Here is a 6,390-nt window from a genome sequence, read left to right on the forward strand (position 1 = left end):
ACTGGCAATCGCTAAAGCCAATAGATTAAACAGGGATTTTAATGATGCAATAAGTGTATATGATTCCGTTTTAAAAATTGATTATGATTCATTTGAGGCCTTCAAGGGTAAAGCATATACATATTACGACTGGGAAAAATATGTCGAAGCGGGCATTTTCTTCAAAAAAGCAAATTCAATAGAATCTTTGGATGAGGAATCGAAAAAGGTATGGGATGAGTGTAGGGGTTTCTGATTATTTATTCTTTTTACTATTCATCTGACTGTGAATTCAATGTTTTGAAATAATATCCTTTTAGGGCCAATAGCTCTTCGTGAGTTCCCTGTTCAATTATTTCACCATTGTCAATGACGATTATTTTATCGGCATTTTTAATTGTCGATAATCTGTGGGCTATGATAAAGCTTGTACGATTTTCCATCACTTTGTCCATAGCCTTTTGAATCAATTTTTCTGTCATTGTATCAACGCTGGATGTTGCTTCATCTAAAATCAGCACCTGCTTTTTGGATAAGATGGTTCTTGCAATTGTAAGCAGCTGTTTTTGGCCATGGGAGATGTTGTCTGAATCCTCATTCAGTTCACTTTCATAACCTCTCGGGAGTTTCCTTATGAAGTTGTCTGCATAAACCTGGCGTGAAGCATCAATAATTTCCTCTTTTGTTGCATCCAGATTTCCATATTGGATATTCTTTTCGATTGTATCTGAAAACAGCCAGGAATCCTGCAAAACCATTCCAACAATGGATCTTAAACTGTTTTTATCATACTCTTCAATATTGACTCCGTCGATTTTAATTTCACCATCATCAATATCATAAAATCTCATAAGCAACTTAACAATTGTGGTCTTGCCGGCACCGGTTTCACCAACGAGAGCTATTTTTTGACCTTTCTTGACATTAAATGATAAGTTCTTTATGATTTTTTCATTGGGGGAATATCCAAAGCTTACATTATCGAAGGTTATTGAATCTTTAATTTCTGTAATCTGTTTTGCTGATGGATTTTCCTCATCTTCAAATTCTAAAAACTCAAAGATACGTTCACTTGCAGCCATTGCGGTCTGAATAAGGCTCATGACCCGTGTAATCTGCTGAATAGGTCTTGTGAAATTTTGCACATATTGGAAAAATGCAAGGATGTCCCCAACGGCAATGGCCTTTTGGAGCACAAAGACTGCACCTAAAATGGCAATTATGACATATGCGAAGTTGGATATGAAGTTCATAAGCGGTCCGTTTAAGCTTGAATAGAACTGTGATTTCCATTCCTGGTCAAACCACATGTCATTGTCCTGATTGAATTTCTCAATGGATTCCTCTTCCTGATTGAATGCGCGAATGATGTCATGGCCGGTAAATGTTTCTTCAATCTGGGCATTTAATGAACCTTTAAAGGTCAATTGCTTTAAAAAATAACTTTGTGAGTGTTTTGTAATAAATCTGATTACTAAAAATGCAATTGGAATAAGAATTATTGTTGATAATGTCATCCATATGTTTATGGATAGCATCATTAAGAATACGCCAATAATTGTAATTATTGCAGTTAACATTTGAAGGAATGATTGTGTAATACCATTCTGGAGGGAATCAACATCGTTTGTGATTCTTGATAGGATATCTCCCCTTTTGTTTTCATCAAGGGCTTCCATTGGCAGATGGGTTATCTTTTCCATTAGCCTTTCTCTTAGGTTATAACTGATTTTGGTTGAAATTTCAATAATGAAATAACTCTGGAGGTATGTAAATACAGAACTGATTATGTATAATATTACTACAGTAATCAATATGTTTATAAGGCTTGTAAAGTCAATGGAGCCTGTGTGGTGTATGATATTGTTTATTCCATTGAAGATTATTGTTGTTGCATTGCCTATCAGTAACGGGGCGATAATGCTGAATAAAGTTGAAATGACAGTGCAGATAACAGTTACTATTAGTTTAAGTTTATAATCGCCAAGCAATCTTAATATATTTTTAATCGCTTTTTTATTGTCTATGGCCTTTTCGGGAGGTTTTCTTTTAATTGGTCGAGGACTCATAACTGCACCTCCATGCTGTCGATTTGAGTATTGACAATTTTTCTGTAGATATCGCAAGTTTCAGTTAATGTGGAGTGGGTTCCCCGATCAATGATTTCACCGTTGTCCAAAACGAGTATTTCATCGGCATCCATTATTGTTGAAATCCTTTGTGATACTATTAGGATTGATGAATCCTTAAGATTGTCCAGATTGTCTTTTATTTTTCGTTCGGTATTCATATCAAGAGCTGAAAAACAGTCATCAAATAGATAAAAATCGTGCTGACCGATGATTGCTCGGGCAATTGACAGACGTTGCTTCTGGCCTCCGGAAAAATTGGAACCTCCCTGTGCGACTTCCTCATCAAGATTTTTAACAAAATTGGCCTGCGCCAGTTCAAGTGCATTTTGAATCTCCTCATCTGTGGCATTGCTTTTTCCGGTTTGCATATTGGATTTTACTGTTCCCTGGAACAATATTGCATTTTGAGGCGTAAAGCTAATTTTTTCCCTTAATGTCTTCAGTTTGAAGTTTCTGATATCATTTCCATTAATTTGGATTTCTCCGCTTGTTGGGTCTTGAAGGCGAGGTATTAAATTAAGGATTGTTGATTTGCCGCTCCCGGTTCCACCAATGATTGCGGTTGTTTTCCCCGGTTTTAGAGTAAAATTGATGTCTTTAAGGGTTTCCTTCTCACTTCCAGGATATTTATATCCTACGTTCTTGAATTCAATAGTTGGATTGTCTTCGATTGTTGTCAAATCTCCATCGACTATTGTTAGTTCGGTGTTCAGCACTTCTTTTACACGCCTTGCAGATACCAAAATTCTTGGAAGTATTATCAGATATCCTCCAATCATTAAAAATGAAGTTACGATTTGGGTTGAGTACTGTATAAATGCTATAATATCTCCAGTAAGTATTCCTCCACTTAAAGCATCATAAGCTCCGAAGTAAAGTATTAAAACGGTCATCAAATTCAAAATGAAAATCATCAATGGCAGTATTATCATGATGTTGCGGTATACAAAGAGATTGACATCTAAAAATTCCTTGTTGATTTTCTGGAATTTTTTCTCTTCGTAATCCTGCCTTACGAATGCTTTAATGACGGGCAGTCCAATTAAGATTTCCCTTGAGGTCTGATTAATTTTATCAGTAATTTCCTGGGTTAACTTAAAGTAGGGCAGCACTCTTTTAATTACAATTCCTAAAACAAATGCAATTGATATGAATGACACAACTATAATCCAGGATAAGTCTGTTCCAAGTTCAAATGCTTTAATAATTCCTCCAATACCCACTAAAGGCGCAAAGAATATTGTTGTAAAGCTCATTGCGAGCATGTTTTGTAATTGGTTGATGTCATTTGTTGAACGGGTAATCAGTGATGACCTTGAAATCTGATTCAGTTCATGATTTGAGAATTTCAAAACTTTTGAATAGACTATTTTCCTCAAGTCCTTTGCATAGCCTGAAGATATTCTGCTTGAAAAATAGGATACTCCGACTGTTGCGATTGCTGAGATTGCAACCATCAAAAGCATGATTTTACCAATATCTATAATATATTGGAAATTGGTATTTTGAATTCCGATATTCACTATGTTTGCAGTGTATTGGGGCAGTGTTAAATCACAATACACTTGAATTAGCAAGAGCATGAAAATTACTAAAATTTGCGGAATTCTGCTTTTTAGTGGACTCAATAATTTTTTCATGAATATCTCCGAATAATTTTTACTTTATTATTATATTATTTTTAATAATATTTCAAATAGTCTGATTCAACCGTTGAATTGTGAATGGTATTGATTTAAGATATTGGTGCCTGCTCATTTAATCATATATTTTTTTTCATTGAATTAATATTTTGATTTTTTTTGAATTAGATAATGGCTGAATTGAACATATTTTAATATAATTCGTTATATCAATGTATATTTTTTACAATATTGGATTTATCCGGAAAAAACTAAAGCTTTATATACTACTTCGACTAATTTAAAATAGGAATTCAGTGAGGTGAAAGATTATGCGAAAAATAAGTATAGTATTAATGGCACTGATCCTAGTGGGCATGTTACTGCCAACTGGATTTGCAACCGATTCCAATCTTGTAATAACATATGGTGAGACAACTTATGCAAACAATGACTATAAGTCAGTTGTTGATTCATTTTTTGTCGACCAAGCAAATGTAGATTTAAATAATGTAGGTTCCAAAGTAATCACTGCTGATCAAGTGAATGAGGTTTCAAGTGGTATTACTGGAAAATCCTATTCCTCAGGTCAAATATATTCATCTGCACTTCTTGATTTAAATGACAATGCGGATTTAAAAGTCAGTGTGGATAAATCAAAAATTACAACTATAACTGGTGAAATGTACATTTCCGCTTTAAAATCTGCTGGAATTACAAGTGGACATGTATATGTGACAAGTCCGGTTTCTGCAACAGGGGAATCTGCTCTTGCAGGAATCATGAATGCTTATGAAGAAGTAACTGATGTTGAAATTCCGGAAAATGTAAAGGAAGCAGCCAATGATGAGATTTACACTCAGGCTGAAATTGTTGAAAATTCAGGTATCGATGCTAATGAATTGTCCAATCTGGTTGACCAAGTTAAAGAGGAAGTCTCTAGTGATAACATAACCGATCATGAGTCAATTGTCAATATCATTAACAATCATGTTGAAAACAACAACATAAACATAACCAATACGGATATTGAAAACCTGGCAGATACCATAGAACAAGTGCAAAACGTGCAAGGTGATGTTAACTACTACAAAGAGCAAGTAGGTAACTTTTTAAATGATGGCAATTCAACAGGCGGATTTTCACTTGATGGATTGTTCGATTGGATTAAATCCTTCACCAATAGGGTTTAAATCCTCTTTTCTTTTTTTTTCGTTAGTATTATATAATATTAAATAGAAAATTTATATTACATTACTGACTTGAGGTGAAATCATTGAAACATCTTAAAAGCATTCTAAAAATTTCTATCATCTTTTTGCTTTTGGTAGTCTGTGTCGGATCAATCCATGCGGCTGATGACAGTTCGGCTGATTTGGTCGTCTCATCCAGTGATGATGATTTTGATTTGGATGATGATGAGGAGTTAGATGATGACGATGAATGGGCGGATGATGAAGAAGAAGATGACGGTGATGAATGGGGTGATGATGAAGAAGACGATGATGAGGAGTTAGATGATGATGAAGAAGACGATGATTTAGATGATTATAATGAAACAGAAGATGATTACACTGATTTTGATTATCTGAAATTCAAAATTGTCTTTTATCTCGATAGATATGGAAATTATTCTTCCCATAACTGGACTGAAAGTGATGAATTCTTAAGTGAATATCAGATATATCTCCTAAATTCTTCCGATTATAAGTTGAATGAAAGTGCTGAAGGTTATGAAACATATTTAAAGATTTTTGATTCAATTACTTCAACATTTGGGGATTATAATCTCACCGAAAACGAGACTGACTACTTAAAGTTCATGGTCATATTTTATTTGAATCATTATGGAAATGTAAGCGCCAATTACACATGGAATGAATCTGAAAGTTTTGCGAATTTCACTCCTCCAATTTATTATTTAACTGCTAGGGCAACTGGAGCGGCGTCATTTCCTTCATCTGATGAAAGTTTATTGGCTACAGGTTATAGTCCGTTTTATACTCCATTAGCTAATACTAATTCAACCGATGTCAATCAGACATCGACAAACACTAATCAGACTAGCGTAGAAGTGCAAAACTCATGGGACTTTAATATATTTATTTTAATACTGATGCTTCTACTCATGATTGTAATTGTAATTTAGATTGTAATTTCTTTTTTGAAATTACTCTTATTTTTTTTAGTATCCTTTTAGTGGAAATAAACCATTTAGTATATATACTAATGAACAACATACATAAACACATTAACTAATTGAATTTAATTAAATAAAGGTTTGATAATATGGTTAGATTTTCACAAACTCTTGATGATAAACAGTCAAAAAATAGAGAAAACCCTTATGATGAGAGGTATCGCATGTACTCTCAAGAACCTCAACCAGCTCCAAGGCCAGTTTACCGTCAACGTGAAGTTGCTCCAAGACAGGATAATTTCTACATCCAACCACAGGAAGAGATGCAAAGGGAAATTATTTATGAAAGACCACAGATAGAAAGGGAGTCTATCCAACCTGATTTATCAAAACCAGAATTGAATTTCCCCAAAGATCAAAATATTCAGTTTGGTGTTGAATATTCACCAAATTCAAGACCTCCAGTAATAGGTAAGAATCATACAATCAGATCCAATTCAATTATCTATAATGATGT

Annotated in this window: 5 protein-coding genes and 1 pseudogene; 4 read left to right on the plus strand and 2 right to left on the minus strand. The window is 34.1% G+C overall.

The genetic code is table 11. The features are described from left to right. The coding region (locus ACJMLO_RS09600) for a tetratricopeptide repeat protein (RefSeq protein ID WP_405296243.1) at positions 1–235 on the plus strand (235 nt) is incomplete at its 5' end. Between the two features lie 16 nt (positions 236–251). On the opposite strand, the gene ACJMLO_RS09605 is transcribed toward ACJMLO_RS09600, so the two are convergent. Then, the gene (locus ACJMLO_RS09605; RefSeq protein WP_405296245.1) at positions 252–2,048 is read right to left on the minus strand and encodes an ABC transporter ATP-binding protein; all 1,797 of its coding nucleotides are present in this window, start codon (positions 2,046–2,048) and stop codon (positions 252–254) included. After that, positions 2,045–3,751 carry an ABC transporter ATP-binding protein gene (locus tag ACJMLO_RS09610; RefSeq protein ID WP_405296247.1) on the minus strand — a complete coding sequence of 569 codons (1,707 nt, stop codon included), beginning with the start codon at positions 3,749–3,751 and terminating at the stop codon, positions 2,045–2,047. Before ACJMLO_RS09610 ends, ACJMLO_RS09605 begins: the two co-directional genes overlap by 4 nt. 359 nt (positions 3,752–4,110) lie before the next feature. Here ACJMLO_RS09610 and ACJMLO_RS09615 point away from each other — a divergent pair, with 359 nt between their 5' ends. The 3 genes and pseudogenes from ACJMLO_RS09615 to ACJMLO_RS09625 all read left to right on the plus strand — a co-directional run. Next, positions 4,111–4,926, plus strand: coding sequence for a DUF1002 domain-containing protein (locus ACJMLO_RS09615; RefSeq protein ID WP_405296249.1), 816 nt, complete (start codon positions 4,111–4,113; stop codon positions 4,924–4,926). Positions 4,927–5,009: 83 nt separating this feature from the next. Beyond that, complete coding sequence (locus tag ACJMLO_RS09620) at positions 5,010–5,882, plus strand: hypothetical protein (protein WP_405296251.1); 873 nt, start codon at positions 5,010–5,012, stop codon at positions 5,880–5,882. 140 nt (positions 5,883–6,022) lie between these two features. Next, positions 6,023–6,390, plus strand: a pseudogene (locus ACJMLO_RS09625) (hypothetical protein); the annotation flags it as partial.

The sequence above is a fragment of the Methanobrevibacter sp. genome (assembly GCF_045120835.1).
Taxonomy (GTDB): domain Archaea; phylum Methanobacteriota; class Methanobacteria; order Methanobacteriales; family Methanobacteriaceae; genus Methanocatella.